The 25,886-nt window shown below is 67.6% G+C and carries 20 protein-coding genes; 10 read left to right on the plus strand and 10 right to left on the minus strand.

Going from position 1 to position 25,886, the window contains the following annotated elements; genetic code table 11:
* Positions 1-145: 145 nt before the first annotated feature.
* From ACFVT1_RS04700 to dnaB, 3 genes are all read right to left on the minus strand, one after another.
* A complete protein-coding gene (locus ACFVT1_RS04700; protein WP_389792544.1) occupies positions 146-535 on the minus strand; it encodes a hypothetical protein in 390 nt (129 codons plus the stop codon).
* Positions 536-660: 125 nt separating this feature from the next.
* A complete protein-coding gene (locus tag ACFVT1_RS04705; RefSeq protein WP_389792546.1) occupies positions 661-909 on the minus strand; it encodes a hypothetical protein in 249 nt (82 codons plus the stop codon).
* Positions 910-1,377: 468 nt separating this feature from the next.
* Entirely contained in the window at positions 1,378-2,856 is a 1,479-nt protein-coding gene (gene dnaB, locus ACFVT1_RS04710) for a replicative DNA helicase (RefSeq protein ID WP_327368615.1), read from the minus strand.
* A gap of 459 nt (positions 2,857-3,315) precedes the next feature.
* On the opposite strand from dnaB, the gene ACFVT1_RS04715 reads away from it, so the two are divergent.
* Complete coding sequence (locus ACFVT1_RS04715; RefSeq protein ID WP_389792548.1) at positions 3,316-4,653, plus strand: MATE family efflux transporter; 1,338 nt, start codon at positions 3,316-3,318, stop codon at positions 4,651-4,653.
* A gap of 88 nt (positions 4,654-4,741) precedes the next feature.
* Here the strand turns inward: ACFVT1_RS04715 and rplI are convergent, their stop codons facing one another.
* The 4 genes from rplI to rpsF form a co-directional block, all read right to left on the minus strand.
* Positions 4,742-5,188 carry a 50S ribosomal protein L9 gene (rplI, locus tag ACFVT1_RS04720; RefSeq protein ID WP_266747338.1) on the minus strand — a complete coding sequence of 149 codons (447 nt, stop codon included), beginning with the start codon at positions 5,186-5,188 and terminating at the stop codon, positions 4,742-4,744.
* Positions 5,189-5,206: 18 nt separating this feature from the next.
* Positions 5,207-5,443 carry a 30S ribosomal protein S18 gene (gene rpsR, locus ACFVT1_RS04725; RefSeq protein WP_003967857.1) on the minus strand — a complete coding sequence of 79 codons (237 nt, stop codon included), beginning with the start codon at positions 5,441-5,443 and terminating at the stop codon, positions 5,207-5,209.
* A gap of 43 nt (positions 5,444-5,486) precedes the next feature.
* On the minus strand, positions 5,487-6,098 hold the full coding sequence (locus ACFVT1_RS04730) for a single-stranded DNA-binding protein (protein ID WP_389792550.1): 612 nt from the start codon (positions 6,096-6,098) through the stop codon (positions 5,487-5,489).
* Between the two features lie 74 nt (positions 6,099-6,172).
* On the minus strand, positions 6,173-6,463 hold the full coding sequence (gene rpsF / locus ACFVT1_RS04735; RefSeq protein ID WP_389792552.1) for a 30S ribosomal protein S6: 291 nt from the start codon (positions 6,461-6,463) through the stop codon (positions 6,173-6,175).
* A gap of 277 nt (positions 6,464-6,740) precedes the next feature.
* Between rpsF and ACFVT1_RS04740 the strand changes: the two genes are divergently transcribed.
* The 3 genes from ACFVT1_RS04740 (at position 6,741) to ACFVT1_RS04750 (ending at position 9,595) form a co-directional block, all read left to right on the plus strand.
* Positions 6,741-7,067: a hypothetical protein gene (locus ACFVT1_RS04740; protein ID WP_389792554.1), complete on the plus strand. Its 327-nt coding sequence runs from the start codon at positions 6,741-6,743 to the stop codon at positions 7,065-7,067.
* A gap of 273 nt (positions 7,068-7,340) precedes the next feature.
* The gene (locus tag ACFVT1_RS04745) at positions 7,341-8,459 is read left to right on the plus strand and encodes a peptidoglycan bridge formation glycyltransferase FemA/FemB family protein (RefSeq protein WP_362210796.1); all 1,119 of its coding nucleotides are present in this window, start codon (positions 7,341-7,343) and stop codon (positions 8,457-8,459) included.
* A 104-nt stretch (positions 8,460-8,563) separates the two neighbouring features.
* On the plus strand, positions 8,564-9,595 hold the full coding sequence (locus ACFVT1_RS04750) for an alanine racemase (RefSeq protein WP_389792556.1): 1,032 nt from the start codon (positions 8,564-8,566) through the stop codon (positions 9,593-9,595).
* Positions 9,596-9,671: 76 nt separating this feature from the next.
* Here the strand turns inward: ACFVT1_RS04750 and ACFVT1_RS04755 are convergent, their stop codons facing one another.
* Complete coding sequence (locus tag ACFVT1_RS04755; protein WP_389792558.1) at positions 9,672-11,165, minus strand: glycosyltransferase family 87 protein; 1,494 nt, start codon at positions 11,163-11,165, stop codon at positions 9,672-9,674.
* Between the two features lie 111 nt (positions 11,166-11,276).
* A complete protein-coding gene (locus tag ACFVT1_RS04760) occupies positions 11,277-14,006 on the minus strand; it encodes a transglycosylase domain-containing protein (RefSeq protein WP_389792560.1) in 2,730 nt (909 codons plus the stop codon).
* Between the two features lie 389 nt (positions 14,007-14,395).
* Between ACFVT1_RS04760 and ACFVT1_RS04765 the strand changes: the two genes are divergently transcribed.
* From ACFVT1_RS04765 to ACFVT1_RS04775, 3 genes are all read left to right on the plus strand, one after another.
* Positions 14,396-15,103 (plus strand): helix-turn-helix transcriptional regulator, encoded by a 708-nt coding sequence (locus tag ACFVT1_RS04765; RefSeq protein WP_389792562.1) that lies wholly within the window; start codon positions 14,396-14,398, stop codon positions 15,101-15,103.
* 61 nt (positions 15,104-15,164) lie between these two features.
* Positions 15,165-16,247: an inositol-3-phosphate synthase gene (locus tag ACFVT1_RS04770; RefSeq protein ID WP_389792563.1), complete on the plus strand. Its 1,083-nt coding sequence runs from the start codon at positions 15,165-15,167 to the stop codon at positions 16,245-16,247.
* A gap of 125 nt (positions 16,248-16,372) precedes the next feature.
* Positions 16,373-17,641: an MFS transporter gene (locus tag ACFVT1_RS04775; protein ID WP_389792565.1), complete on the plus strand. Its 1,269-nt coding sequence runs from the start codon at positions 16,373-16,375 to the stop codon at positions 17,639-17,641.
* A 124-nt stretch (positions 17,642-17,765) separates the two neighbouring features.
* On the opposite strand, the gene ACFVT1_RS04780 is transcribed toward ACFVT1_RS04775, so the two are convergent.
* On the minus strand, positions 17,766-19,208 hold the full coding sequence (locus ACFVT1_RS04780; protein WP_389792566.1) for a CCA tRNA nucleotidyltransferase: 1,443 nt from the start codon (positions 19,206-19,208) through the stop codon (positions 17,766-17,768).
* Positions 19,209-19,391: 183 nt separating this feature from the next.
* Between ACFVT1_RS04780 and ACFVT1_RS04785 the strand changes: the two genes are divergently transcribed.
* The 3 genes from ACFVT1_RS04785 (at position 19,392) to ACFVT1_RS04795 (ending at position 25,746) form a co-directional block, all read left to right on the plus strand.
* The gene (locus ACFVT1_RS04785) at positions 19,392-21,689 is read left to right on the plus strand and encodes a DUF6049 family protein (RefSeq protein WP_389792568.1); all 2,298 of its coding nucleotides are present in this window, start codon (positions 19,392-19,394) and stop codon (positions 21,687-21,689) included.
* Between the two features lie 49 nt (positions 21,690-21,738).
* Positions 21,739-23,898, plus strand: coding sequence for a murein biosynthesis integral membrane protein MurJ (gene murJ / locus ACFVT1_RS04790; RefSeq protein WP_389792570.1), 2,160 nt, complete (start codon positions 21,739-21,741; stop codon positions 23,896-23,898).
* A gap of 126 nt (positions 23,899-24,024) precedes the next feature.
* A complete protein-coding gene (locus ACFVT1_RS04795; protein ID WP_389792571.1) occupies positions 24,025-25,746 on the plus strand; it encodes a protein kinase family protein in 1,722 nt (573 codons plus the stop codon).
* Positions 25,747-25,886 lie beyond the last annotated feature (140 nt).

Raw genomic sequence — 25,886 nt, forward strand, 5'->3', positions numbered from 1 at the left:
AACTACCGGCCCCTGCCTCACACAGAAGTGCCCACTGGGAAAGATGGGTATGCCAGTGCACCCCCCTCCGCATGAACCATCGAAACTACGCGCGAGCTAGATGATCAATTCCAAGGGGCGCCTGCGGAGGGTGGGGGGTGGGCGGTCAGGCGTCAGGGTCGACTTCAGGGTGCGTGAACCGCACGGGCTTGCCCAGCGACCGAGCGTAGGCGATTTCGGCTCGCGTGCTGTCTCCGATGTAGTTGCCGACTACGAGCACCTCATCAGCGAGCCGGATCTTCGCCCGGTGCAGATCGTCGAGTCGAAGCTTCAGCGCCTCGGCCTCGACAGAATCGGACCAGAGTGCGTGCGGCGACCTCATGTCGATACCCGGTTTGAGGACAATCTTTCCGGCTTTGGTCTCCCCCAGATCGGCCTCGGTCATCTCGGTCATGAAGCGGGTGGAGCCGCAGATCACGACGATACGCGGGAGGCTCAGCTGCTTCTTCGCGTCGGCGAGTTTCTCCTCGGGGGTGCGCGGTTGCGGGTATGACACTGCTTCCTCCTACTGGTGCGCTCCAAGGGCTACCTGCGAAGACGAGAACGAGGGCGCCCAAGATCGTCTTATGGGGAACGACGTGGACACCCTCGCGACAGCACTCATCTAGACAGAGCAGCCCATCAACGCTGTTCCTCGAAAAAGTCCATGCGCCCCGTCCCGAACGGACCGTTCTCGTCCTCGTACGGGAAGGCCACCCTGTCCCACAAAGCAATCTGGCAAATAGTGACGGCCGCCTCGGGGCCCAGCTTCAGAGCGCGACGGGAGTCAGCCGGTTCGGTGTACCACTGCTCGATTCGCCCCAGCCGGAAAGCCCGCATGCTGTCCTGCCGACCGTCTCCCTCGTGCACCACCTTCGTGATGGCTGACACGACTTGGCCGTGGTGAAGGCGAAAGTCTCGCCCAGACGGATCAGTGAGGGAGAGCTGCCAGCTCCACCGGCATCCTTCAGGAAGCGGATCACCTGGTTCAAGGTCCTCCGGCGGCTCTCCCGAAAAGCCGTACAAGTACGCCGCGTTCTCCCCGACCGGAACTTGGGACCAAGCAATATCACCGAGATAGGGAGAAGCAGCCACAAACGTCTCGGCGATCCTCTGAGTCTCCTCATCTGTGATCCAGTGCGACCCCGAGGGGGCGTGAGAGGCACTACCGGTCTCGACGTTCACTCCATCGACTCCCATTCCTGCTCCTTCCTAGATCCTTCAGTTGCCATCGCATAAGGGATGACGGCCACTCAGCCACCTCGACCAATACGTCTCATCTCTGTGTCCTGCGGGCCAGACACGGGACACAGAGAATGAGAATGGGACACAAGAAATGGGAACCTACATGTGGCCCGCTCAGGTCTGTGCCATATCCACGAAACGCGAGTAGTGCCCCTGGAAGGCCACGGTGATCGTCGCCGTCGGGCCGTTACGGTGCTTGGCCACGATCAGGTCGGCCTCGCCCGCGCGGGGGGACTCCTTCTCGTACGCGTCCTCACGGTGCAGCAGGATCACCATGTCGGCGTCCTGCTCGATGGATCCGGATTCACGCAGGTCGGAGACCATGGGCTTCTTGTCGGTGCGCTGCTCGGGACCACGGTTCAGCTGGGAGAGCGCGATGACCGGGAGCTGCAGCTCCTTCGCGAGCAGCTTGAGGTTTCGGGACATGTCCGAGACCTCCTGCTGGCGGCTCTCGGCACGCTTCGAACCGCCGGACTGCATCAGCTGCAGATAGTCGATGACCACGAGCTTGAGGTCGTTGCGCTGCTTGAGGCGACGGCACTTCGCCCGGATCTCCATCATGGAGAGATTCGGGGAGTCGTCGATGTAGAGGGGGGCGGCCGAGACATCCGGCATCCGGCGGGCCAGCCGCGTCCAGTCCTCGTCGGTCATGGTGCCGGAACGCATGTGGTGCAGCGCCACCCGGGCCTCGGCCGACAGCAGTCGCATCGCGATCTCGTTGCGCCCCATTTCGAGGGAGAAGATCACGCTGGGGAGATTGCTCTTGATCGAACAGGCCCGTGCGAAGTCCAGCGCCAGCGTGGACTTACCCATGGCCGGACGGGCCGCGATGACGACCATCTGGCCCGGGTGCAGGCCGTTCGTCAGGGCATCGAGGTCGGTGAAGCCGGTCGGCACCCCGGTCATCTCGCCGCTGCGCGAACCGATCGCCTCGATCTCGTCGAGAGCGCCCTCCATGATGTCGCCGAGCGGCAGGTAGTCCTCGCTGGTGCGCTGCTCGGTGACGGCGTAGATCTCGGCCTGCGCGGAATTCACGATGTCGTCGACATCGCCGTCGGCCGCGTATCCCATCTGCGTGATCTTCGTCCCGGCCTCGACGAGCCGCCTCAGGACCGCCCGTTCGTGGACGATCTCCGCGTAGTACGAGGCGTTGGCCGCGGTCGGTACGGACTGGACGAGGGTGTGCAGATACGGAGCCCCGCCCACCTTGGTGATCTCACCGCGCTTGACCAGCTCGGCCGCCACCGTGATCGGGTCGGCCGGCTCGCCCTTGGCGTAGAGGTCGAGGATCGCCTGGTAGACCGTCTCGTGAGCGGGACGGTAGAAGTCGTGGCCCTTGATGATCTCCACGACGTCGGCGATGGCGTCCTTGGACAGGAGCATGCCGCCGAGGACCGACTGCTCGGCGTCGAGGTCCTGGGGCGGCACCCGCTCGAAACCGGGGGAACCGCCCTCCCATCCGCCGCTCTCCCTGCCGCGTTCGTGCTGTTCTCCGCGGTCCCGGCCCTCGCCGCGGCGCTGGCGGGTGACGGGCAGACGGTCACTGGGACCGGTGTCGGCCCAGGGGTCGTCCAAAGGCTCGGGAATGCTCACCGGGCCACCTCCTCCCGTCCGCTCCGCGGACCTCGCCGTGCCACTCTTTCTTACGGCACAGCACCGACAAACAAGACGCCCGACTCCGGTTCCGACGCGTCGAGTTCTACGGGGTTCCAAGGCCGGAACAGGGTGCGGGCGCCGGACCACGGTAGGCCGCTCAGCACCGTCAGCCAATCTGGTTATCCACAGGGCATGTGGACGACGGACCAGATGCTGTGGAGAAGCCTGCGGAACCTGTGCACGGAGCGGGGGACAGCACTGTGGACAAACTCATAGCCCCCCGACCATCACCGCTCTGACCTGGGGTTTCTCCATCCACGGGCTGTGGGGGAGAAAAACTTTCCGAGTCGGCGCAAGATCACGACAAACAGCGCACGGGAGAACGCCGACCGTGAGCAAATGTAAGGACTACCAAGGCATTGCATCTATTACCTGTGGAAGATTAGATTGACCCCCATGATCCAGGCCCCGGCGAGCCCGCCGCCCAGTCGTCGACGGCACGACCGCGAGATCATCTCGCTCGCCGTCCCTGCCTTCGGCGCACTCGTCGCCGAGCCGCTCTTCGTGTTGGTCGACAGCGCCATCGTCGGCCATCTCGGCACACCGCAGCTGGCCGGTCTGGCCGTCGCCGCCGCTCTGCTGACCACCGCCGTCAGCATCTTCGTCTTCCTCGCGTACGCCACCACGGCGGCAGTGGCGCGACGGGTCGGAGCGGGTGACCTGGCCGCCGCGATCCGGCAGGGCATGGACGGCATCTGGCTGGCCCTCCTGCTCGGCATCGTCGTCATCGCCCTCGCACTTCCCGCAGCCCCCTGGCTCGTGGACATCTTCGGCGCCTCCGACACAGCGGCCCCCTATGCCACCACGTACCTCAGAATCTCCAGCCTCGGCATCCCGGCCATGCTCGTGGTGATGGCCGCGACCGGCGTGCTCCGTGGTCTGCAGGACACCAGGACCCCGCTCTATGTCGCTGTCGGAGGCTTCGCTGCCAACGGGGCTCTCAACGCGGGACTCGTCTACGGCGCCGGACTCGGCATCGCCGGGTCGGCCTGGGGCACGGTGATCGCGCAGGTCTCCATGGCCACCGCCTACCTGATCGTGGTGGTACGGGGGGCGCGGCGGCACGGCGCCTCGTTGCGTCCCGACGCCGCAGGCATCAAGGCCAGCGCCCGGGCGGGCGTTCCCCTGCTGGTCCGTACGCTGTCGCTCCGCGCCGTCCTGATGATCGCCACAGCCATCGCCGCCCGCCTCGGCGACACCGAGATCGCCGCGCACCAGATCATCCTCTCGCTCTGGAGCCTGATGGCCTTCGCGCTCGACGCCATCGCCATCGCGGGGCAGGCCATCATCGGTCGCTGCCTGGGAGCAGGCGACACCGAGGGAGCACGTGAGGCATGCCGCCGCATGGTGCAGTGGGGCATCGCTTCCGGGGTGGTGTTCGGGGCCCTGATCGTCCTTGCCCGGCCGCTGTTCGTGCCTTTGTTCACCGGAGACCCGTCCGTACAGGACACCCTGCTCCCGGCACTGCTGGTGGTGGCGCTGTCCCAGCCGATCGCCGGTGTGGTCTTCGTGCTGGACGGAGTGCTGATGGGGGCCGGGGACGGCCAGTACCTGGCTTGGGCCATGCTCATCACCCTGGCGGCCTTCGCTCCGGTCGCTCTGCTGGTGCCGGCATTCGGCGGCGGTCTGACGGCGCTGTGGTGGGCGATGACCCTGATGATGGCTGTCCGCATGGCGACGCTCTGGCTGCGCACCCGGTCAGGCCGGTGGATCGTCACCGGTGCCACTCGCTGACCCACCGGCCGGCGCCCGTTTCACGTGAAACAGCGAAGGGCCGTACCCGCGGGGTACGGCCCTTCACCTGCTCTGATGAGCTATGCCCTTAGGCAGCAACAACCTCGATGCCGAGCTGAGCAGCGACCTCGGGGTGCAGACGCACGGACACCTGGTGCCCGCCGAGCGTCTTGATCGGCGAGCCGAGCTCGACGCGACGCTTGTCGACGTCGGGGCCACCGGCAGCCTTGATCGCCGAGGCGATGTCGGCCGGGGTCACGGAGCCGAAGAGACGGCCGGCGTCGCCGGAGCGAACAGCCAGACGGACCTTCACGGCCTCGAGCTTGGTCTTGATCTCGTTGGCCTGCTCGATCGTGGCGATCTCGTGGATCTTGCGGGCGCGGCGGATCTGCGCCACGTCCTTCTCGCCACCCTTGGTCCAGCGGATGGCAAAGCCACGCGGAACCAGGTAGTTACGGGCGTACCCGTCCTTGACGTCGACGACGTCGCCCGCAGCACCGAGGCCGGAGACCTCGTGGGTGAGGATGATCTTCATGATTCGGTCACCCTTCCCTTATCGCGCGGTGGACGTGTAGGGCAGCAGCGCCATCTCACGGCTGTTCTTGACGGCCGTGGCGACGTCACGCTGGTGCTGCGTGCAGTTGCCGGTCACGCGGCGGGCACGGATCTTGCCGCGGTCGGAAATGAACTTCCGCAGCATGTTCGTGTCCTTGTAGTCCACGTACTGGGTCTTGTCCTTGCAGAACGCGCAGACCTTCTTCTTAGGCTTGCGCACAGGCGGCTTCGCCATGGTGTTTCTCCTGTGTGATCAAGAAGTGGGGGTACGAGCTGCCCTAGAAGGGAGGCTCGTCCGAGTAGCCGCCGCCGGAGCCGCCGGAGCCGCCGGAGCTTCCGCCCCAACTGCCTCCGCCTTGCTGGCCCCCGCCCTGCTGACCGCCGGACGGAGCGCTCGTGGCCCACGGGTCGTCGGCGGGAGCACCGCCGCCGCCCTGCTGGCCACCGCCACCGGGACCGCCGCCCCAGTTGCCGCCGCCCTGCTGGCCGCCGCCGTATCCACCCTGGCCGCCCTGGCCACCGCGACCGGTGGTCTTGGTGACCTTGGCCGTGGCGTTCTTGAGGCTGGGGCCGACTTCCTCGACATCCAGCTCGTAGACCGTGCGCTTGACGCCCTCGCGGTCTTCGTACGACCGCTGCTTCAGCCGGCCCTGCACGACAACGCGCATGCCTCGCTGGAGCGACTCGGCGACGTTCTCCGCCGCCTGCCGCCAGACCGAGCAGGTGAGGAACAGGCCTTCGCCGTCCTTCCACTCATTGGTCTGCCGGTCAAAGATGCGGGGAGTGGACGCGACACGGAACTTCGCGACCGCCGCACCGGACGGGGTGAAGCGCAGCTCGGGGTCGTCGACGAGATTGCCGACGACCGTGATGACGGTCTCGCCTGCCATGGGTGAACCTCTCGGCGGGGATTGCTTCTGGCTGCTTGCTGCTACTCGGACCCGATGACCGCTGAGCTAGATGCTCAGTGGATCTCGGGACGGAGGACCTTGGTCCGGAGGACCGACTCGTTCAGGTTCATCTGGCGGTCGAGCTCCTTGACGACCGCAGGCGTGGCCTGCAGGTCGATGACCGAGTAGATGCCCTCGGGCTTCTTCTTGATCTCGTAAGCGAGACGACGACGGCCCCAGGTGTCGACCTTCTCAACCTTTCCATCGCCCTCACGGACGACGGAGAGGAAGTTCTCGATCAGCGGGGAGACAGCGCGCTCCTCGAGATCGGGGTCGAGGATGACCATCACCTCGTAGTGACGCATGTGGAACCCACCTCCTTTGGACTCAGCGGCCACGGTCGTTCCGTGGCAGGAGGGTCGTGATGCGTGAGCATTCAGTGTCTCCGAGTGGAACAGCCACCACTGACAACGCCCTCCTTCGAGAGGGGCTGACGTGCTGGCCTGGGCAGACACCGGTGCAGACCGTACAGAGTACCCGCACACCGGCTTCCGGTTGAAATCCGGTGGTGAGGAGACGCAATCTGGACACATCGGATGTGAGTGGCGCCACAACGCGCCACCTTCCGGCCAGGAGGTCTCCATGGCACAGGCAATGCGTTCCCGTCCCCGTCCCCGTCCCCGGATTTCCCTTCTCGCCACGGACGGCAGGCCCCACCCGCTCCAGGGGGCCCTGGTGGCGGCGACGCTCGTCCTCGGGGCGCTCGCCTTCGTGACGGCGATGTTCCACAACCTGCATCTGATCAGTTCGTGGGCCGGACTCATCGGAATCCTGGTGGGTGCGTACGGGCAGTACGTCTCGGTGACCACGCGCGAGCGGTTCCCCCTGATCATCGGCATGGGCGCGTCCGCCATCGGGTTCTTCCTGGGCATGGCCCACGGTGGCCTCTTCGGCGGCTTGGTGGGCTGATCCGCGACAGATACGACCAGACACATACGGCCGGATACAGCCGGTAGCGCGACGCCCGGCGCGAGGAGCCCCGAGGGCCCTGACGCCGGGCATCGTGCGGGAACGGGTCCGTCCGCTCCCCAGAAGGGGCGGGACCTTGCCGGTCCGTCCCGGCCGGGGCGGACCGGCAAGGTCCCATAGGGCCAGACGGCGCGCTCCCCGGTCGCAGTAGGCTTCGGCGCGAGAGCCGGAGCCCCTGACCGATGGGGACACACCTGCCGAGGAGCGCCCCGCATGAGCCTGACCCTGAGGACCATCAGCCGAGAGCAGCATCTGGCGTACATCCAGAACCTGCCCGCGGCGAGTCACATGCAGGTCCCGGCATGGGCAGATGTGAAGGCCGAGTGGCGCTCGGAGAGCCTGGGCTGGTTCGACAAGAGCGGGCAGCTCGTCGGCGTCGGCCTGGTGCTCTACCGTCAGTTGCCCAAGATCAAGCGCTATCTCGCCTATCTGCCCGAGGGCCCGGTCATCAACTGGTACGCCCCGAATCTGGACGACTGGCTCCAGCCGATGCTGACGCATCTCAAGCAACAGGGCGCCTTCTCCGTGAAGATGGGTCCGCCGGTCGTCATCCGCCGCTGGGACTCCGCCGCCATCAAGTCGGGCATCCAGGACCCGGACGTGAAGCGTCTGCGCGACGTCGAGGCCACCCACATCGAGCCGCGCGCCTTCGAAGTCGCGGACCGGCTGCGGAAGATGGGCTGGCAGCAGGGCGAGGACGGCGGTGCCGGATTCGGTGACGTACAGCCCCGCTACGTGTTCCAGGTGCCGCTGGCGAACCGGTCGCTCGAAGACGTCCACAAGGGCTTCAACCAGCTGTGGCGACGCAACATCAAGAAGGCCGAGAAGGCCGGCGTCGAGGTCGTCCAGGGCAGCTACGCGGAGCTCGACGAGTGGCAGCGGCTGTACGAGATCACCGCCGAGCGGGACCGCTTCCGTCCGCGTCCGGTGGGCTACTTCCAGCGCATGTGGACGGCCCTCAACACTGAGGACCCCAACCGGATGCGGCTGTACTTCGCCCGGCACGAGGGCGAGAACGTCGCGGCCGCCACCATGCTGATCGTCGGCGGGCACGTCTGGTACTCGTACGGTGCGTCCGCCAACCACAAGCGCGAGGTCCGGCCCTCGAACGCGATGCAGTGGCGGATGCTGCGCGACGCGTACGCCATGGGGGCCACCGTCTACGACCTGCGTGGCATCTCCGACTCGCTGGACGAGACCGACCACCTCTTCGGCCTGATCCAGTTCAAGGTCGGCACCGGCGGGCAGGCGGCCGAATACCTCGGAGAGTGGGACTTCCCGCTCAACAAGCTGCTGCACAAGGCACTCGACATATACATGTCGCGCCGCTGACAGGCACCGTCCCGCTGCCTGAACCGGCTTCATTCGTTTCAATGGGGCTTCGGCTCCGCACACCTCCCACACACCGCAGCCACCAGAAGGGTTCCGGACCGGCCATGGCGCTCTCCCTCTACGTCGACACCGCGCGCTGGCGGGCGCACCAGAAATCCGTCCTCGACCAGTTCCCCGGCCTCGTCCCTGTCTGCAAGGGCAACGGATACGGCTTCGGTCACGAGCGCCTCGCCGACGAGGCCATCCGCTTCGGCTCCGACATGCTCGCCGTCGGAACCACCTATGAAGCGGCCCGCATCAAGGACTGGTTCAGCGGCGACCTGCTGGTCCTCACCCCGTTCCGCCGGGGCGAGGAGCCGGTGCCGCTGCCCGACCGGGTCATCCGGTCCGTCTCCTCCGTGGACGGCGTGCACGCCCTGGTGGGCGCACGGGTCGTCATCGAGTGCATGAGCTCGATGAAGCGCCACGGGGTCAAGGAGGAGGAGCTCGGGCAGCTGCACGCCGCCATCGAGGACGTACGCCTCGAAGGCTTCGCCCTGCACCTGCCGCTGGACCGCACGGACGGCTCGGACGCGGTCGAGGAAGTGATCGGCTGGATGGACCGGCTGCGCGCGGCCCGGCTGCCGCTGCACACCATGTTCGTCAGCCATCTGCGCGCCGAGGAACTGGGCCGGCTCCAGCGGCAGTTCCCGCAGACCCTTTTCCGTGCCCGCATCGGCACCCGGCTGTGGCTCGGCGACCACGAGGCGACGGAGTACCGGGGCGCCGTTCTGGACGTCACGCGTGTCGTCAAGGGCGACCGTTTCGGCTACCGCCAGCAGAAGGCCGCCTCGGACGGCTGGCTGGTGGTCGTCGCCGGCGGTACGTCGCACGGTGTGGGCCTGGAAGCCCCGAAGGCCCTGCACGGTGTGATGCCACGCGCCAAGGGCGTCGCCCGCGCGGGCCTGGCCACCGTCAACCGGAACCTGTCCCCGTTCGTCTGGGCCGGCAAGCAGCGCTGGTTCGCCGAACCGCCGCACATGCAGGTGTCGATCCTGTTCGTCCCGTCGGACGCGCAGGAACCGAAGGTGGGCGACGAGCTGGTGGCCCATCTGCGCCACACGACCACCCAGTTCGACCGCCTCGTCGACCACTAGAGTCGAACGCTTCGTCGGCCACTGGCGGGCGGCAAGGCGCCGGGGCGCTTTCCGGGGATCCGGAGAGCGCCCCGTCTCAGTCGGCGACCGGTCCGTGCGCCGCGTCCCATTCCGCCTGCGGCCCTTCCACGGCGGCCGCGGCATGGTGCGGCGGATGCGCCGCCCGCCCCAGCACGAACACGTCCTGGGCGCCGTCGAGCACTCCGCCGGACGGATCGTCCGACCCGTCGCGTCGTACGACATCCCGCTCCGGCAGGAGGATGTCCCGTACGACAACGGCGCAGAGGTACAGCGTGCCCAGCAGATGCAGGGCGATCGCCAGCTGATACCCCTCCGTGGGAAGCCCCTGGTGCTTGTCCCCGCTCGTCGTGTACGCGAGGTACATCCAGATACCCAGGAAGTACATGACCTCGCACGCCTGCCAGATCAGGAAGTCGCGCCAGCGCGGCCTGGCGAGGGCGGCCAGGGGGATCAGCCACAGCACGTACTGCGGCGAGTAGACCTTGTTGACGAGGATGAACGCGGCGACGACGAGGAAGACGAGCTGCGCGAAACGCGGTCTGCGCGGCGCCATCAGCGTCAGCGCACCGATGGCCGCGCACAACAGGACCGTCACCAGGGTCGAGACGGTGTTGACGGTCGCGACCTCGATGGGCCGGCCGGTGCGCTGGGTGATGATCAGCCAGAAGGAGCCGAAGTCGATGCCCCGTTCCTCGCTGAACGTGTAGAACTTCTTCCACCCCTCGGGGGCGTAGATCATCACCGGCAGATTCGCCACCAGCCAGGACACGGCCGCCCCGAGCGTCGCCAGGCCGAACTGCCGCCATTTACCGGCCCGCCAGCACAGTACGAAGACGGGGCCCAGCAGGAACACCGGATAGAGCTTGGCGGCCGTGGCGAGTCCAATGAGGATGCCGAACGCCAGCGTCCGGCCGCGGGACCACATGAGCATCGCCGCGGCCGTCAGCGCGACGGCCAGCAGGTCCCAGTTGATCGTCGCGGTGAGCGCGAAGGCCGGCGCGAGGGCGACCAGCAGTCCGTCCCAGGGGCGGCGCCGGTGCGTACGGGCGACGCAGACCGCGATGATCACGGCGCAGATCATCAGCATGCCCGCGTTGACCATCCAGTACATCTGCTCACGGTGCTGAATGGATCCGCCCGGCGTCAGCCAGGACGCGATCTGCATGAACACACCCGTCAGAACGGGGTACTCCAGGTACTGCATGTCGCCGGGCAGCCGGTCGAAGTACGGCACCAGGCCATCGGAGAAGCCACGTGCGACATAGAGATGCGGAATGTCCGAGTAGCAGGCGTGCGTGTACTGCGAACCGGCACCCCTGAACCACGCCCAGTTGTAGCAGGGCAGCTTCTGCACCATGCCGAGCGCGAACATCCCGAGGGCCACCAGCGCGACGACGCCCACGGGCGTGAGTGCCGTGCGGCCGAGACGTGCCCAGCGCCCCGACCGCCCGCCGATCAGCTCACTGCCGGCCTCGGCGATCTCGTCCTGGTGCGTGGGCCGTACGACGGGCCGTTCCTCGTGCACACTCGTGTCTTCTGCGCTTGGCATGCCGCTCATCCTGCCGTACGGGGCTGCGGGAACGACGAGGGCCGCCGCACCGTGTGGTGCGGCGGCCCTCATGACCGGGTCGGGTCGCCGGTCCGTCCGAGCGGACCGGCGTCAGCCGGACGGGCCCCCGAAGATCCCGCCACCATTCGGGTTGCCGTTGCCGTTGCCGTTGCCGTTGCCATTTCCGTTGCCGTTGCCGTTGCCGCCCTCCGGCGGGGGTGACGGGGGCGGGCTGCCGCCGGGACCGCCGCCGGTTCCGCCGTTCGCAGCGCCGGCATTGGTTCCGCCGTTGTCGTTCTGGCAGTTCCAGTCCCATGTGCCACAGGTTTCGGTGGGGTCGGGCACAGGCGGGGACGGAGGCGCCGAGGGCCGCTCGGACGGCTTCTTGGGCGGCGGGGGCGAATCCTCCTTGGTGGGCGTCGGCCTGGGGCTCTGCGCGCCGCCGCCGTAAACCTTCTCACCGATCGGCGACGGCTCCGGGAAGGTCAGGACCGGCTGGCCCTTCAGCGCGCCCGCCATGTAGTCGTGCCAGATCTGGGCCGGGAACGAAGCACCGTGGATCGTCTTCTCACCACCCGTGCCGTACATCTTCTGGAACTCGCGGTTCGCGTTCTTCTCGTTGTCGTCGAGCCGGTACATGCTGATGGCCGTCGACAGCTGCGGGGTGTAGCCGACGAACCAGGCCGACTTGTTGTCGTCCGTCGTACCCGTCTTGCCCGCCACGTCGCGGCCGGGCAGCTGCGCGGGGGTACCGGTGCCCTTCTCGACGACGTTCTTCAGGACATCGGTGACGTTGTCGGCGATGTCGGCGCCGAAGGCGCTCTTGGTGACTGCCTTGTGCCGGTAGATGACATCGCCCTCGTACTTCACCTCGTTGACCGAGAAGGGCTCGCGCTGCTGTCCGCTGGCGGCGAAGGTCGCATACGCGCCGGCCATGCGGATCGCGCTGGGCGAGGACGTACCGATGGAGAACGACGGCACATTCGAGTCGGCCATGTTGTTGTCGTCCTTGAGCCCCGCGGCTATGGCTATGTCCTTCACCTTGTCGGTGCCGACATCCATGCCGAGCTGCACGTACGGGGAGTTGGCGGACCACTGCATCGCCTCACGAAGGGTGATGTTGCCCTTCGACTCATGGCCGTCGTTGGCCTGCAGCCACTCTTTTCCGTTCTCGTCGGTCCAGATCTGGCCGTTGTACTTCTTGATCTTCAGCCTGTCGTTGGCGTTGTAGACACTCAGCGGCGAGACCTGTTCACGCTGCGACACGTCCTGGTCCGGTCCGAGCGAGGGGTCGCGCTTGCCGTACTCCATCGCCGCCGCGAGCACGAACGGCTTGAAGGTCGACCCGACCTGCGCGCCTGTGGGGTCGGCGTTGTTGGTGTAGTGCTTGGTCGCGTCCTGGCCGCCGTAGATCGCCACGATGGCGCCGGTCTTGGGATCCACCGACCCGCCGCCGAACTGGACATGGGTGTCCGTCTGCGGGCGCTTCTTCGGATCGATCTTGTCGTCGTAGACCTTCTGGACCGCGGCGTCGAGCTCCTTGACCTTCTTCTTGTTGAAGGTGGTGTGAATCTCGTAGCCGCCCTGGGCGAGCTTCTCCGCCGTGACGCCCTTGTCGTTGTTGTTGAGGAAGTACGACTTGGCGAGGTCGACCAGATAGCCGGTCTGACCGCCCAGCTGGGCGTTCTTCTTCGGCGGGACGGGCATCGGGAACTCGGTGTACTTGGCGCGCTTCTCGGGCGAAAGGCGCTTGTCCTTCACCTCTTCGTCGAGGATCCACTTCCACCGCTTCTTGGCCCGTTCGGTGTTCTTCGCCTCGGTGGCCTGCGTGGCATCGATCTCGGGGGCGCCCGCCGGGTCGTAGTAGGTGGCCCCCTTGAGCAGCGTGGCCAGGAACGCGCACTGGCTGGCGTCCAGTTCGGTGGCGTCCTTGTTGTAGTACGTGCGGGCCGCCGCCTGGATCCCCGACGCACCCCGCCCGTAGTACGAGATGTTGAGGTAGTCGGTGATGACGACCTTCTTGTCCATCTTGTTGGCGACCTTGAGCGTGATGAAGAGTTCCTGGAACTTCCGGCTCAGGGTCTGGTCCTGGGACAGGTAGGAGTTCTTCACGTACTGCTGGGTGATCGTCGATCCGCCCTGGGTCTGTCCGCCCGACGCCATGTTGTACAGGGCGCGGGCGATACCCATGGGGTCGATGCCCCTGTCGTGGTCGAACGACTTGTTCTCGGCCGAGATGACCGCGTTCCGCATGGCTTCGGGGATCTGCTCGTACCCGACGATCTGACGGTTGACCTCACCGCCCGTGGCGACCATCTGCGTGCCGTCGTCCCAGAAATAGACGTTGTTCTGCGCTTTCGCGGTGTCCTTCACCTGGGGCGTGGTGACCATCGCGTACGCGAGGCCGGCCAGGCCCATCAGCAGGCCGAGGAAGCCGACGCAGAGGCTGGAGACGAGCTTCCACGACGGCACCCAGCGCCGCGCGCCGTACTTCCCGGCACGCGGGTAGTCGATGAAGCGCTTCTTGACAGGGCGCTGACCGCCGCGGCCGCGCCCCCGGCCCGGCCCCTCGTGTCCGTCGCCGCCGCTGCCTCCGCGTCGGCGGCCACCACCGCCACCACCGCCACCGCCGCCCCCGCGGCCGCCGCCTCGCTGGGCGGCCCGTCTGGCCGCTGCACGCCCGCCGTACGGGCTTTCCCCGTCCTGCGAATCGGCCGGTGATTCAGAAGTTACTCCGCGTGACGGAGCGGCGCGGCGTCCTGAGGACTGCTGGGCGGCTCGTCTGGCCGCTGCACGCCCACCACCTTGCGGTTGCGGCGTTTTGCGACGGTGCTCGCTCATGGAACGACTACTCCTCGGGCAGGCGAGAGCGCCTGGAAGCGGCAGTTGAGATCCGGTCCCCCCGAATGACGGACCAGCCCTGCGACAGGCTCATCCGCAGCGCATCCGGCTGGCCCGCGAAGACTGACGCGCGCGGCCGTCTCACGGTTCCCGGTGGTCTGCATGCCGCACAGACTACGCACGGTCAAAACCCTCCTAGGGCCGAACTTCACCCCAAACAACGCAAGTCGGTGCCTACGAATTCACGATGTGACGCCGTTCACGATGACCCCCCTTGTCGCAACGCGGCGACCGATCTATCGTCGTGATGTATCGAGTCGATACATCAGTTCGGTACATCAGCTCGGCACAGGGCTCCGCAAGGGCACTCGGACAGGAAGGAGGCGAAGGTGAGCAGACGCTCCGGCATCCTCGAATTCGCCGTCCTCGGTCTGCTCCGCGAATCCCCGATGCACGGGTACGAGCTGCGCAAGCGCCTCAACACTTCGCTGGGCATCTTCCGCGCCTTCAGCTACGGCACCCTCTACCCCTGCCTCAAGACGCTGGTCGCCAACGGCTGGTTGATCGAGGAACCGGGAACCACTCCGGCCGCCCTTCCACCCGCCGCCGGCCGTGCGGTCGCCCCCGCGTCCTCACTCGCCGGGCGCCGCGCCAAGATCGTCTACCGGCTGACGGCGGAAGGTAAGGAGCGCTTCGAGGAGCTGCTTTCGCACACCGGCCCCGACTCCTGGGAGGACGAGCACTTCGCAGCCCGTTTCGCCTTCTTCGGGCAGACGGAGCACGAAGTGCGGATGCGGGTGCTGGAAGGCCGACGGAGCCGGCTGGAGGAGCGCCTGGAGAAGATGCGGGCCTCTCTGGCCCGCACCCGCGAGCGCCTCGACGACTACACACTTGAGCTGCAGCGACACGGCATGGAGTCCGTGGAGCGCGAAGTGCGCTGGCTGAACGAGCTCATCGAGAGCGAGCGGTCGGGACGGGATCAGCGACGATCCTCGCCCGGGAGCGAAGCTCAGCAGAACACAGCAGGAGCGACGGACGGCCTGCCCCGGCATCGGGGGGACACCCCGCCGGATCCGTCCGACGACACCTCAAAGTGAGGTCCCCGCAGATCCGCGGGGCTTCATCGGGAACATCCATTACACACAGGGAGCAACCGGAATGGGTTCGGTTCGCGTAGCCATCGTCGGCGTGGGCAACTGCGCCGCCTCGCTGGTCCAGGGCGTCGAGTTCTACAAGGACGCCGATCCGGCCGGCAAGGTGCCCGGTCTGATGCACGTCCAGTTCGGCGACTACCACGTGCGGGACGTCGAGTTCGTCGCCGCCTTCGACGTCGACGCGAAGAAGGTCGGCCTCGACCTCGCGGACGCCATCGGCGCGAGCGAGAACAACACCATCAAGATCGCCGACGTTCCCAGCACCGGCGTGACCGTCCAGCGCGGCCACACCCACGACGGCCTGGGCAAGTACTACCGCGAGACCATCGAGGAGTCGGCCGAGGCCCCGGTCGACATCGTCGAGATCCTCAAGGACCGCAAGGTCGATGTCCTCGTCTGCTACCTGCCCGTCGGGTCCGAGGTCGCTGCGAAGTTCTACGCGCAGTGCGCCATCGACGCCAAGGTCGCGTTCGTCAACGCTCTCCCGGTCTTCATCGCCGGCACCAAGGAGTGGGCGGACAAGTTCACCGAGGCCGGTGTCCCGATCGTCGGCGACGACATCAAGTCGCAGGTCGGCGCCACCATCACCCACCGCGTGATGGCGAAGCTCTTCGAGGACCGGGGCGTCGTCCTGGACCGCACGATGCAGCTGAACGTCGGCGGCAACATGGACTTCAAGAACATGCTCGAGCGTGAGCGCCTGGAGTCCAAGAAGATCTCCAAGACGCAGGCCGTCACCTCCCAGATCCGCGACCGCGAGCTCGGTGAGGACAACGTCCACATCGGTCCGTCGGACTACGTGGCCTGGCTGGACGACCGCAAGTGGGCCTACGTGCGCCTTGAGGGCCGCGCCTTCGGTGACGTTCCACTGAACCTGGAGTACAAGCTGGAGGTCTGGGACTCCCCGAACTCCGCCGGTGTCATCATCGACGCCGTCCGCGCCGCGAAGATCGCCAAGGACCGCGGCATCGGCGGCCCGATCCTCTCCGCGTCCTCGTACTTCATGAAGTCCCCGCCGGTTCAGTACTTCGACGACGAGGCCCGCGAGAACGTCGAGAAGTTCATCAAGGGCGAGGTCGCCAACTGACGCGACCGGACACGGCATGTCGACGCGGTTCGGTACTGAGCGGCAACGCTCTTTCCCTTCCGCACCGTTGAGGGTCCCCGGGTTCATCCGCCCGGGGACCCTCAACGTATGTGACTCTTGATCACATGCCCGTCGTCGGTGATCTGCGCGTACTGCTGCGCCTTCGGAACTTCCGTCGCCTGCTCGCCGTGCGACTTCTCTCCCAGTCCGCCGACGGCGTCTACCAGGTCGCGCTGGCGGCGCACGTCGTCTTCTCCCCGGAGAAGCAGGCATCGGCAGGGGCCATCGCCTCCGCCATGGCCGTGCTCCTGCTGCCGTACTCGCTCATCGGCCCCTTCGCCGGCGTCCTGCTGGACCGCTGGCCTCGCCGTCAGGTCTTTCTGTACGGCAATCTGCTGCGTGCCGCACTCGCCTGCTGCACCGCATTCCTGATTCTGGGTTCCGCACCCGATTGGCTCTTCTACGTCTCGGCGCTGTGCGTCACCGCGGTCAACCGCTTCGTGCTGGCCGGGCTCTCGGCCGCCCTGCCGCGTGTCGTCGACAAGGACCGGCTGGTGCTGGCCAACTCGCTCTCACCGACCGCGGGCACACTCGCCGCCACGGCCGGCGGCGGCCTCGCCTTCGTCGTACGGCTGGTGCTCGCCGACTCCGACGCGGCGGTGGTGCTGCTGGGCGCGGCGCTCTACCTCGCTTCGGCACTGGCCTCCCTGAGCCTCGCCACAGGGCTCCTCGGACCGGACCGGGACGGACGCCGCATCCGGCTCCGGAAGGCTCTGGCCATCACGGCACGCGGACTCGCCGACGGGCTGCGCCATCTGGCGGAGCGGAAGCAGGCCACCCGCGCGCTGGCCGCCATGACCGTGATCCGCTTCTGCTACGGGGCGCTGACCGTGATGGTGCTGATGCTGTGCCGGTACGCCTGGTCCGACAGCGAATCCGAGGGCCTGGCCCTCCTCGGGCTGGCGGTGGGCATATCCGGTGCGGGATTCTTCGCCGCGGCCGTGATGACACCGTGGGCGGTGGGACGGCTCGGGCGGTTCCGCTGGATGGCCGTGTGCGCGGCGGCGGCCGCCGTCCTCGAACCCGCGCTGGGGCTGTGGTTCGTCCCCGCGCCGATACTCGTCGCGGCGTTCGTCCTCGGACTCGTCACCCAGGGGGCGAAGATCGCGACCGACACAGTGGTGCAGACCTCGGTGGACGACGCCTTCCGCGGCCGGGCCTTCTCCCTCTACGACGTGCTGTTCAACGTCGCGTTCGTGGGCGCTGCCGCGGTCTCCGCCCTGATGCTGCCTCCTGATGGGCGGTCGTTCGTGGTGGTGATCGGGGTGGCGGTGCTCTATGCGGCCGTCGCCGCACCGCTGTTCCGGTGGGGCCGCGCCGAAAGGGCGATCTGACATGTGCGCGAGGGGGGCTGTTTCACGTGAAACAGCCCCCCTCGCCGCAACGGGGGCGGTCATGTTTCACGTGAAACATGACCGCCCCCGTTCCCGGTGCGCGCCGATCGAGCCTTCAGCGGTCTCAGTTCTGCGCGGCCCACCACTTCTTGAGCTTCTCGACCGCCACGTCATGCCCCATCGGCCCATGCTCCAGTCGCAGCTCCAGAAGGAACGCGTAGGCCTTGCCGATCACCGGCCCCGGGCCGACACCCAGGGTCTTCATGATCTCGTTGCCGTCCAGGTCGGGCCGGATGGCATCCAGCTCCTCCTGCTCCTGCAGCTGCGCGATGCGCTCCTCGAGCCCGTCATAGGTCCGCGAGAGGGCGGCGGCCTTGCGCTTGTTCCGCGTGGTGCAGTCCGAGCGGGTCAGCTTGTGCAGCCGCTCCAGCAGCGGGCCCGCATCACGCACATACCGGCGCACTGCGGAGTCGGTCCACTCGCCTTCGCCGTAACCATGGAAGCGCAGATGAAGCTCCACGAGCTTCGAGACGTCCTTGACCATGTCGTTGGAGTACTTGAGCGCGGCCATCCGCTTCTTGGTCATCTTGGCGCCCACCACCTCGTGGTGATGGAACGAGACGCGCCCGTCCTTCTCGAAACGCCGCGTCCTCGGCTTGCCGATGTCATGGAGGAGAGCGGCAAGACGCAGAACCAGATCGGGGCCGTCCTCCTCCAAGTCGATCGCCTGCTCAAGGACGGTCAGCGAGTGCTCGTAGACATCCTTGTGACGGTGATGCTCGTCACTTTCCAGACGCAGGGCCGGGAGCTCCGGCAGCACCTGCTGCGCCAGACCCGTGTCGACGAGCAGCGCCAGACCCCTGCGGGGGTTGGCGGAGAGCAGCAGTTTGTTGAGCTCCTCCCTGACCCGCTCAGCGGAGACGATCTCGATGCGCGCGGCCATTTCCGTCATCGCCGCGACCACATCGGGAGCGACGTCGAAGTCCAGCTGAGCGGCGAAGCGAGCGGCACGCAGCATGCGCAGCGGATCGTCGGAGAAGGATTCCTCAGGTGTGCCGGGGGTGCGCAGCACCCGCTGGGCCAGGTCCTCAAGGCCGCCGTGGGGGTCGACGAAGTCTTTCCGAGGAAGCGCGACGGCCATCGCGTTGACCGTGAAGTCACGACGGACGAGGTCTTCCTCGATGGATTCGCCGTAGGACACCTCGGGCTTGCGCGAGGTCCTGTCGTACGCCTCCGACCGGTATGTGGTGACTTCGATCTGGTAGCCGTCCTTCTGGACACCCACGGTGCCGAAGGCGATCCCGACCTCCCACACCGAGTCGGCCCACGGCCTGACGATCTTCAGTACGGCCTCGGGGCGGGCGTCGGTCGTGAAGTCCAGGTCGTTCCCGAGCCTGCCGAGCAGCGCGTCCCGGACCGAGCCGCCGACCAGAGCGAGACTGAATCCGGCATCCTGGAAACGGCGGGCGAGATCGTCGGCGACCGGTGACACCCGCAGCAGTTCGCTGACTGCACGGTGCTGCACCTGGGTCAGGGCACGGGAGCTGTCTTCATTGGCGTTCGACACAACTGAAAAGGGTACGTGCCCGGACCGGCCCGGTCGTCCTGGTTTCGTCCCGTCCTGCGAGACTCTTCCGATCATGTAGCGGACTCCCCAGCACTTGATGCCCGCGCACATCGTTACCATGCGGGGACGCAGCAACCGACAACCATCGACACCAGCTGACGACGACGAGGGACGGGTAGGCGCGTGGCCGAGGCGGCACACATTCAGGGGATCGGTCCCTCTCCTGCCCGCCGGTGGCTGCGGCGCACAGCCGCCCTGATCATCGGGACACCGCTCGTCGCAACTCTGCTGGCCGGGCCGACCGCGTCCGCCGCGCAGGCCGGCGGGACGGCCAAGGCCCCCGCCGCCTCCGAAACGGTCGACGTGTCCCTGAACACCGTCTCACCGAGCGCACCGGTCAAGGGGGACACACTGACCGTCTCCGGCACCGTGACCAACCGGGGCAAGGAGACGATCACACAGGCGGAGGTCGACCTGCGGGTGGGCCCGAGGCTCTACGGCAGAACGGCGGTCGACACCGCCGCCAAGCGCACCGGGTACATCCCCGGCAGCGACCCCGCCCCGCTCGGCGGCAAGTACACGGTCAAACTCGCGAAGCTCCCGACCGGGATCAGCCAGGACTTCACGCTGTCCGTCCCGGTCGGCAAGCTGGGGCTCGGCGACGACGGCGTCTACCAGCTCGGGGTCTCACTGTCGGGGCAGACCTCCCGCGCCCGTTACGACCAGGTGCTGGGGATCCAGCGCACCTTCCTGCCCTGGCAGGAGGAGCAGCGCGACTCCAGGACGAAGGTCACCTACCTCTGGCCACTCATCGCATCGCCCCACGTCACCGCCGAAACCGGCTCCGACGATCAGCAGACACCCGTGTTCGCGGACGACGACCTGGCCGCCGAGCTCGCCCCAGGAGGGCGCCTCGAACAGCTGGTCTCGCTGGGCAGCCAGCTGCCCGTGACGTGGGTCATCGACCCGGATCTGCTGGCCAGCGTCGACGCGATGGCACGGAGCTACCGCGTGAAATCCGGCGACACCACGGTCGCCGGGACGAACCAGGCCGTCGCCAAGGAGTGGCTCACCTCGCTGGAGGCCGCGGTATCCGACGGCAAGGTCGTCGCGCTGCCGTTCGCCGACCCCGATCTGGCGTCCCTCGCCCACCGCGGCAAGAACGTGTCGGGCACCCTCAGCCACCTCCAGACCGCCACGGATGTGGCCGGGACGACGGTGCAGACCATCCTGCATGTGAAGCCGTCGACCGACTTCGCCTGGCCCGTAGACGGGGCGGTCGACCCGTCGATCGTCGACGTCGCCACTTCGGCCGGCGCGCACAACGTGATCGCTCGCAGCGACAGCCTCCAGGAGACCGACAGGCTGCCGTACACGCCGACCTCGGCCCGTCCCATCGGCGGCGGCACCACCGCCGTGGTCGCCGACGCCCGGCTCTCCACGGCCTTCCAGGGCGATATGTCGAAGGCGGGGAAATCCACCCTGGCCGTACAGAAGTTCCTCGCACTGACCCTCGCCCTGGCCGATCAGGACACGGACGAGGAGCGGAGCATCGTCGTCGCGCCGCAGCGTATGCCGACGGTCGCCCAGGCCCAGTCGATGGCCCACGCCCTGCACGCCCTCGACGACGAACGCTGGACCCAGCCCCTCGGGCTCGTGGACGCGGCCGAGGCGAAGCCCGACGCGGACGCGACGACCAGCGTCCCCGGGTCCTCCCAGTACCCGAAGAAGCTCCGCAGCCAGGAGCTCCCCACCCAGGCCTTCCAGGACATCAAGTCCACCCAGGCCTCGCTCAACAACTTCCAGGTCATCCTCACCCACCCCGAGCGGGTGGTGACCCCCTTCGGCAATGCGGTCAACCGGTCCATGTCGACGTCGTGGCGTGGCAGGCCGCTGGAGGCTCAGCAGTACCGGGACTCGGTACGCACCTATCTGCAGGGCCTCATCAACGAGGTCCAGCTCATCTCGAAGTCGGACGTCACCCTGTCCGGCCGCAGCGCCACGATCCCCGTGACCGTGCAGAACAGGCTGTTGCAGGGCGTGGACCACCTGGTCCTCCGGCTGAAGTCGGAGAACGCGACCCGGCTCAAGCTGAACGACGGCGGAGCCGTGGCGGAACAGCCGATCCGTATCGCCGGCGGCCACAGCCAGTCCGTGAAGTTCGACGCCGCGGCCAACGTCAACGGCCAGGTCCAGATGACCGCACAGCTCTACACCGAGGACGGCACTCCCTACGGCGGGGAGATGACCTTCACCGTGAAGGTCTCCGAGCTCACCCCGACCGTGCTGCTGGTGATCGCCGGCGGGCTGCTGCTCCTGGTCCTCGCAGGCATCAGGATGTACACCCAGCGCAAGCGGGCCAACGCCGACGGCACGAACGGGGGCGACGGCAGCGATCCCGAGCAGCCGAGTGACCCGACACCGGACACCGGTCCGGAAAGCGGGGCGCCGTCGGGCCCGGGTGAGAAAGTGGAACGTTGAGCGATGTCTGTCGTGGCCGGTCGGCCGGGGACGATGAGGTGGGGTTTCGATGAACGCGCCGTACGACGGTGACCGCGGTCGGGGTGCGGGCGGAGCCGGGTCTTCCGGTGGCCCCCCGGTCCCTCCCGGACCGGACCAGTTTCCGCCGACGCCCGATCCGTACCTTCAGTCCGCGTACGACTACGACCCCTACCGGGCTCAGGATCTGTCCGTCCAGGACCCGGTGACCGAGGCGCTGTACGACCGCGCCGCGCACCCGCCGCCGCCCCCCGGCACCTACCAGCAGCCCCAGCCGCTCTACCAACAGCCGCCCGCGGCGCAGTACGCACCCGACCCGCGCGTCTGGGCCCAGACCCCACCGCCCGAGCCCGACGGTCCGTCGCGGCACCTGCCGTACGGCGACAACCCGGCGACCACCCAGTTCGTCGGGGTCGACGATCTTGTCAGCCAGGCGTCCGACGACCGTGAGCAGCCGGACGCCTTCGCGCACCTGTTCCGGGACCAGGAGGGCCCGGCGGGTCCCTCGCCCGTCCCGGCCGCCCCCGAGCCCGCCCCGGCGCCCACCCCGCCCAAGTCCGGTGGACGCGCCTCCGGCGTGCTGAAGTCCAGCGCATTGATGGCGGCCGGCACGCTGGTGTCCCGGCTCACCGGATTCGTCCGCACGCTTGTGATGACCGCCGCGCTCGGTGCGGCACTGCTCGGCGACAGCTTCACCATCGCGTACACGCTGCCGACGATGATCTACATCCTCACCGTCGGTGGCGGGCTGAACTCGGTCTTCGTTCCCCAGCTCGTCCGTTCCATGAAGGACGACGAGGACGGCGGCGAGGCCTACGCCAACCGGCTGCTGACCCTCGTGATGGTCGCGCTCGGAGTGATCGTCACGATCGCCGTCTTCGCCGCGCCGTGGCTGATCCACATGATGTCGCCGACGATCGCCAGGGACACGGCCGCCAACAGCGTCGCGGTGACGTTCGCCCGGTACTGCCTGCCGACCATCTTCTTCATGGGCGTGCATGTCGTGATGGGCCAGATCCTCAATGCCCGCGGCAGGTTCGGCGCGATGATGTGGACCCCGGTCCTCAACAACATCGTCATGATCTTCACGTTCGGCATGTTCATCTGGGTCTACGGCACCTCCGCCGAATCCCAGATGGGGGTCCAGACGATCCCGCCGGAGGGCGTGCGGCTCCTCGGCATCGGCACACTGCTCGGTCTGGTCGTCCAGGCCCTGGCCATGGTCCCGTATCTGCGGGAGGCCGGTTTCCGCTTCCGTCCGCGCTTCGACTGGAAGGGGCACGGGCTCGGCAAGACGGTCAAGCTGGCCAAGTGGACCGTCCTGTTCGTGCTGGCCAATCAGGCAGGCGTGCTCGTCGTCACCCAGCTCGCGACGTCGGCCGGCAAGCTGTCCGGCAAGGACGGCGCCGGTTTCCTCGCGTACTCCAACGCCCAGCTCATCTGGGGCATGCCGCAGGCGATCATCACCGTGTCGGTCATGGCCGCCCTGCTGCCCCGCATCTCCCGCGCCGCCCACGACGACGACCCGGGCGCCGTACGCGACGACATCTCTCAGGGGCTGCGGAACTCGGCTGTGGCGATCGTGCCGGTGGCCTTCATGTTCCTCGCCCTCGGCCTGCCGATGTGCACCCTGCTGTACGCCTCCGCGGGCACCGAAGCGGCCCGGTCCATGGGCTTCATCCTCATGGCCTTCGGTCTCGGTCTGATCCCGTATTCCGTGCAGTACGTGGTGCTGCGAGGCTTCTACGCCTACGAGGACACCCGCACGCCCTTCTACAACACGGTCATCGTCGCCGCGGTCAACGCGGCCGCCTCGATCCTCTGCTACATGATCCTGCCGGCCCAATGGGCCGTGGTCGGCATGGCTGCCTCGTACGGACTCGCCTACGCCGTCGGCGTGGGCATCGCCTGGCGACGGCTCCGCAACCGGCTGGGCGGCGATCTGGACGGCTCCCACGTCGTGCGCACCTATGCCCGTCTGTGCCTGGCCGCCATCCCGGCGGCGGCGCTCGGCGGTGGCGTCGGCTTCGCTGTTCTCATGGGACTCGGCGAAGGCGCCTTCGGGTCACTCGTCGCGCTGATCTGCGGTGGCGCCGTTCTGCTGGGAGTCTTCTTCCTCGCTGCCAAGCGGATGCGAATCGAAGAGATCAACGGCATGGTCGGCATGGTCCGAGGACGGCTCGGGCGCTGAGGAACACAGCCGCACAACCATCACCGCCCCTTGCGTGTCGTGCATAGCGCCGGAGTGTGGGCACAATTGGCATGACTGTGCAGAGCTGGCTGGCATCGCGCAACGGATGGGGAGGCAGGAACGACGGTGGCGGAACGTAGCACGGCTGCCGTCGACGTGGCCGACAACAGCGGTGATGAACCGCTGGCCGCCAAGGCGGACGAGGCCACGACCGACGGGACAGCGGAAGCTCAGGACACAACGGGCACAGATCAGCAGGAAACGGACGGTGAGCACATCAGCTCCGAGACCGCCCTGCCGAGCCCCGATCTGCACAGCGGACACAAACTTGCCAGACGCTACCGACTCGAAGAGTGCGTCACCCGTCTGGACGGGTTCAGCAGCTGGCGTGCGGTCGATGAGAAGCTGCGCCGCGCGGTAGGCGTGCATCTGCTTCCCGCAGACCACCCCCGAGCCCGCTCGGTGCTGGCCGCGGCCCGCTCCTCCGCACTGCTCGGCGACCCGCGCTTCGTGCAGGTACTCGACGCGGTGGAGGAGAACGACCTTGTCTACGTCGTCCATGAATGGCTCCCCGACGCCACTGAGCTCACCTCTCTGCTGGCCGCAGGACCGATGGACGCACACGACGCGTACCAGCTCGTCGGCCAGGTCTCCCAGGCCATGGCGGCCGCACACCGCGAGGGGCTCGCACATCTGAGGCTGACCCCGGGCGCGGTGCTGCGAAGCTCGACCGGGCAGTACCGGATCCGCGGCCTCGCGGTGAACGCGGCGCTGCGGGGTATCACCTCCGACAGCCCGCAGCGCGCGGACACCGAGGCGATCGGCGCCCTGCTCTACGCCGCGCTGACCCAGCGCTGGCCGTACGAGGCCGACGCCTACGGCCTGTCCGGGCTGCCCAAGGGAGTGGGGCTGATCGCCCCCGACCAGGTGCGGGCCGGTGTCCACCGCGGCCTGTCCGAGATCGCCATGCGCGCACTCGCCAACGACGGCGCCACTGCCTCCCGGCAGGAGCAGCCGTGCACCACCCCGGACGAGCTGGCCAAGGCCGTTGCCGCGATGCCCCGCATCCGTCCTCCGGAGCCCACCTTCACGGCGCCCCCGGACTACCAGCGCACGACCTACCAGCAAGGCACCTACGGGCGCCCTCCCGCGGTCCCCGGTGTCACCACGCAGCCCGTGATCGCCGTGCCGCCGGCCCCGCTCCAGAGCCGCACCGGCAAGGTCCTCAAGTGGGCGGTGTCCGCACTGCTCATCGCCGCGCTGGGCCTCGGCAGCTGGCAGCTCGCCGAGACGCTCCTCGACCACGGCAACGACTCGGGGAGCGACGACACCACGCAGACGACCCCGAAGAACGAGGACAACAAGGCTCCGGCCCCGCTCAAGCCGCTGCGGATAGCCGCTGCGACGGAGTTCATGCCCAGCGGTTCGGGGATGAAGCCGGAGGACGCACCGAAGGCCGTCGACGGCGATGCGAGTACCGCCTGGATCACGTATCGCTACCGGGGCTACGCCAACTTCGGCAACATCCCGGACCGCCGGGACGGCAGCGGCATAATCGTCGATCTGGGCAGCGTTCAGGACGTCAACGGCATCAAGGTCGAGATGTTCCGCAGTGGGCAGAAGGCCGAAGTGCTCGCGGCCGACGCGAACGCCACCGCCCCGTCGTCGCTCTCGGACTTCTCTCACCGCCTCACCAAGCTCGGAATGGTGGGGGGCGAACTGAAGGAGTCCCTCGCCAAGCCCGTACGGACCCGCTACGTGCTGATCCACATCACGGAGTTGCCGTCGGACGGGACGTCCGACGGCTACCGCGGCGGAATCTCGGAGATCTCAGTACTCGGCGGCTGATGCGAAAGGCCGGTGGGGAGCCCCCACCGGCCTTTCGCATGCCGGCCGCCGACCGGGACGATCCTCTACGGTGCGGCTGCCGCCCACTGCCCCTGCTCACTCGAATCGTGATAGACAGACGCACCTTGACGCAGAGAGGG

Source organism: Streptomyces sp. NPDC057963 (assembly GCF_042887155.1).
Taxonomy (GTDB): Bacteria; Actinomycetota; Actinomycetes; order Streptomycetales; family Streptomycetaceae; genus Streptomyces.